Here is a 3,836-nt window from a genome sequence, read left to right as displayed (position 1 = left end):
AGAAGCTGCCCTTTGCCAAGATGCAGACCTGCGGCAACGACTACATCTTCCTGGAAAACTTCCGGGGAGAGATCACCTGCCCGGAGTCCCTGTGCGTGACGCTGTGTGACCGGCACTACGGCATCGGCGCCGACGGCATCATCCTCATGGAGCACTCGGACAAGGCCGACGCCAAGATGCGGATGTTCAATGCCGACGGCAGCGAGGGCTCCATGGCGGGCAACGCCTTGCGGTGCCTTTGCAAGTACCTCTACGACAACGACTTCGTCCGCAAGGACATTTTGTCCATCGAGACGGGCAAGGGCGTCAAGCAGGTGCAGGTGTACACCACCAACGGCAAGGTGACCTCCGCCTGCGTGGATATGGGTAAGGCAACCCTCAACACCGCTGCGCTGCGCTTTTCCATTCAGGAGGAGACGGTGGTCAACTATCCGGTGCGGATCGGCGGACGGCCCTATGAGATTACCTGCGTGGATGTGGGCAATCCCCACTGCGTGGTGTTCTGCCCCCGGGTGGACGCAGTGGACATCGACTTCATCGGTCCCCGGTTCGAGCATGCGCCCTATTTCCCCGAGCGCATCAACACGGAATTCATCCGGGTGGTGAACCCCAACACCATCAAGATGCGGGTCTGGGAGCGGGGCAGCGGCGAGACCATGGCCTGCGGTACCGGCGCCTGCGCGGCGGTGGTGGCCGCTGTGGCCAACGGCCTTTGCTCCAAGGGCAGCGATGTGACCGTGCGTGTCCGGGGCGGCGACCTGGTGGTCAACTACACGGACGAGCGCGTCACCCTGACCGGCGACGCCAAGCTGGTGTTCACCGGAGAAGTGGAATATTAAGGAAAACAAGGCGGCGCCGTTTCGGCGCCGCCTTGTTCACAGCAGTTAGCACAACAGAGCGTTAAAAAAATTGTTACTTTTTTCGCAAAGTTATTTTCCTTCAATTCAGGGTTCCATGCTATAATACCGTTAATGCGGTATTTTATGGAAGTTTTGGGCACCGCCCCGGTTCTGCGAAAGCGCTCCGGCGCTGCGCAGGAACCAAGAATAGCTTCCTGGAACTTCCAAATTTTGAAGTCAACAGCGGCCGCGCGCAAAGAAAGGGAACCCTATGGACACAAAGCCAACCACGCCCAGTAAACCTGAAACGCCCGGTGAACCGGGACCGGCCGCCCCGCCGATTCAGCCGGGGACACTGCCGCCCCAGCGCCGCCGCCCCACAGTGGGTATGCGGACCATCAAGACTGCCACAGCAGCAGCTCTGTGCGCATTGATCTACTACTTTTTGGACCGCAGCCCGGCCTTTGCCTGCATCGGCGCCATTTTCGGCCTGGGCAACAGCATGGAGCACTCCAAGCTCAACGGCGGCAACCGCCTGTTCGGTACGGCCATCGGCGGCGTCATCGGCATGGTTATGTTCCGCATCTACCTGTTTGTCCATCCGGAGGGCGGCCGGTCGCTGCTGCTGGTCTTTCTGGTGTTCGTGGGCACAATTCTGCTGATTGTGCTGTGCCAGGTATTCTGGGTAGGGGGTGTACAGCCCGGCGGTGTGGTGCTATGCATCTTGCTGTTCAACACACCGGTGGATACCTATATCAGCTATGCCCTCAACCGGATTTTTGACACCGGCGTGGGCGTGGTGGTGGCGCTGTTCATCAACAAATACTTCCCGCGCCATCGGGTGGAGCGGTGGCTGGAGGCACTGTGGAATGTCGACAGCCGCATCAGCTATTACTGGGAGGACCGCTCCTGGGACACAGATTGAAAACCGGCTATTTATATTTATAAAAAGCGCCCCTGCGGGGGCGCTTTTTTGCAGCTTTTCTTGCAGTTTTTCTATGCACAAAAGCGCCGCCGCAGCCTGGCGCGGAGCGGTGGGAGCGCATGGCAATAATGAAAAAAGAGGATGCCGCTTTCAGCGGCATCCTCTTTTGACTTTGAAAGGGGGAGAAGTTTACTTCTCGTCCTTGATGGCAGCCTGTGCGGCAGCCAGACGTGCGATGGGCACGCGGAAGGGAGAGCAGGAGACATAGTCCAGACCCACTCTGTGGCAGAACTCCACGGAGGAGGGATCGCCGCCGTGCTCGCCGCAGATACCCAGGTGCAGCTTGGGATTCACGCTGCGGCCCAGCTTGCAGGCCATTTCCACCAGCTTGCCCACACCCTTCTGATCCAGCTTGGCGAAGGGATCGTTCTCGTAGATCTTCTTGTCGTAGTAGGCGTCCAGGAACTTGCCGGCGTCGTCGCGGGAGAAGCCGAACGTCATCTGGGTCAGGTCGTTGGTACCGAAGGAGAAGAAGTCGGCCTGGGTGGCGATCTCGTCGGCAGTCAGGGCCGCGCGGGGGATCTCAATCATAGTGCCAACCAGATACTTCATGTCAGAGCCGGCAGCCTTGATGATCTCGTCGGCGGTCTCCACCACGATCTTCTTCACATAGGCCAGCTCCTTGACCTCGCCTACCAGGGGGATCATGATCTCAGGCACCATGTTCCACTCGGGATGACGGGCCTGGACAGCCAGAGCGGCCTTGATGACAGCACGGGTCTGCATGACGGCAATCTCGGGATAGGTGACGTCCAGACGGCAGCCGCGATGGCCCATCATGGGGTTGAACTCATGCAAAGAGGCGATGATGTTCTTGATCTCGGCGACAGACTTGCCCATGTCCTTGGCCAGCAGTTCAATGTCGGCCTCCTCGGTGGGCACGAACTCGTGCAGAGGGGGATCCAGGAAGCGGATGGTGACGGGGCAGCCCTCCATGGCCTCATAGATGCCCTCGAAGTCGCTCTGCTGCATGGGCTCCAGCTTGGCCAGGGCCTTCTCACGCTGCTCGACGGTGTCGGAGCAGATCATCTCGCGGATGGCGGGGATACGGTCCTCGTCGAAGAACATGTGCTCGGTACGGGTCAGGCCGATGCCCTGGGCGCCGAACTTGCGGGCCTGGGCGGCGTCGTGCGGCGTATCGGCATTGGTGCGGACCTGCAGGCGGCGATATTTGTCTGCCCAGCCCATGACGCGGCCGAACTCGCCGCCGATGGAAGCGTCCACGGTGGGGATGGCGCCGTCATAGATCTTGCCGGTAGAGCCGTCCAGGGAGAGCCAGTCGCCCTCGTGGAAGACCTTGCCGCCCAGCTCGAACTGCTTGTTGGCCTCGTCCATGTTGATGGCGGAGCAGCCGGAGACGCAGCACTCGCCCATGCCGCGGGCCACCACGGCCGCGTGGGAGGTCATGCCGCCGCGGACGGTCAGGATGCCCTGGGCGGCCTTCATGCCCTCGATGTCCTCGGGAGAGGTCTCCAGACGGACCAGAACCACCTTCTCGCCGCGGGCGGCCCACTCCTTGGCGTCCTCAGCGGTGAAGACGATCTTGCCGGAGGCGGCACCGGGGGAAGCAGCCAGGGCGGAGCCGATCAGGGGAGCCTTCTTCAGGGCCTCAGCGTCGAACTGGGGATGGAGCAGCGTGTCCAGAGAGCGGGGCTCGATCATGGCCACGGCCTGCTTTTCGTCGATCATGCCCTCGTCCACCAGGTCGCAGGCGATCTTCAAAGCGGCGGCGGGGGTGCGCTTGCCGTTGCGGGTCTGGAGCATGTAGAGCTTGCCGTTTTCCACGGTGAACTCCATGTCCTGCATGTCGTGATAGTGATCCTCCAGGATCTTGCAGACCTGCTCGAACTGAGCAAAGGCCTCGGGGAACTTCTCGGCCATCTGGCTGATGGGCATGGGGGTGCGCACGCCGGCCACCACGTCCTCGCCCTGGGCGTTGGTCAAAAACTCGCCGAAGAGCTTCTTCTCGCCGGTGGCGGGGTTACGGGTGAAGGCAACGCCGGTGCCGCAGT

At 61.2% G+C, this 3,836-nt stretch carries 3 protein-coding genes; 2 read left to right on the top strand and 1 reads right to left on the bottom strand.

The genetic code is table 11. The annotated features are described in order from the left end of the window. Positions 1–839 (top strand): diaminopimelate epimerase (gene dapF, locus QZS13_RS10060; protein WP_295588567.1); only part of this gene is annotated, 839 nt, incomplete at its 5' end. Between the two features lie 271 nt (positions 840–1,110). Next, the gene (locus QZS13_RS10055; protein ID WP_295588566.1) at positions 1,111–1,764 is read left to right on the top strand and encodes an aromatic acid exporter family protein; all 654 of its coding nucleotides are present in this window, start codon (positions 1,111–1,113) and stop codon (positions 1,762–1,764) included. A gap of 189 nt (positions 1,765–1,953) precedes the next feature. Here QZS13_RS10055 and ppdK read toward each other — a convergent pair. After that, the coding region (gene ppdK, locus QZS13_RS10050; protein WP_295588564.1) for a pyruvate, phosphate dikinase at positions 1,954–3,836 on the bottom strand (1,883 nt) is incomplete at its 5' end.

The sequence above is a fragment of the uncultured Oscillibacter sp. genome (assembly GCF_900546705.1).
Lineage (GTDB): Bacteria > Bacillota > Clostridia > Oscillospirales > Oscillospiraceae > Oscillibacter.
This window is presented reverse-complemented; position numbering and strand designations above follow the sequence as displayed.

Excerpts from the sequence above, each read along its gene's own strand:
- QZS13_RS10055 (WP_295588566.1), top strand. The coding sequence starts at position 1,111 with ATGGACACAAAGCCAACCACGCCCAGTAAACCTGAAACGCCCGGTGAA.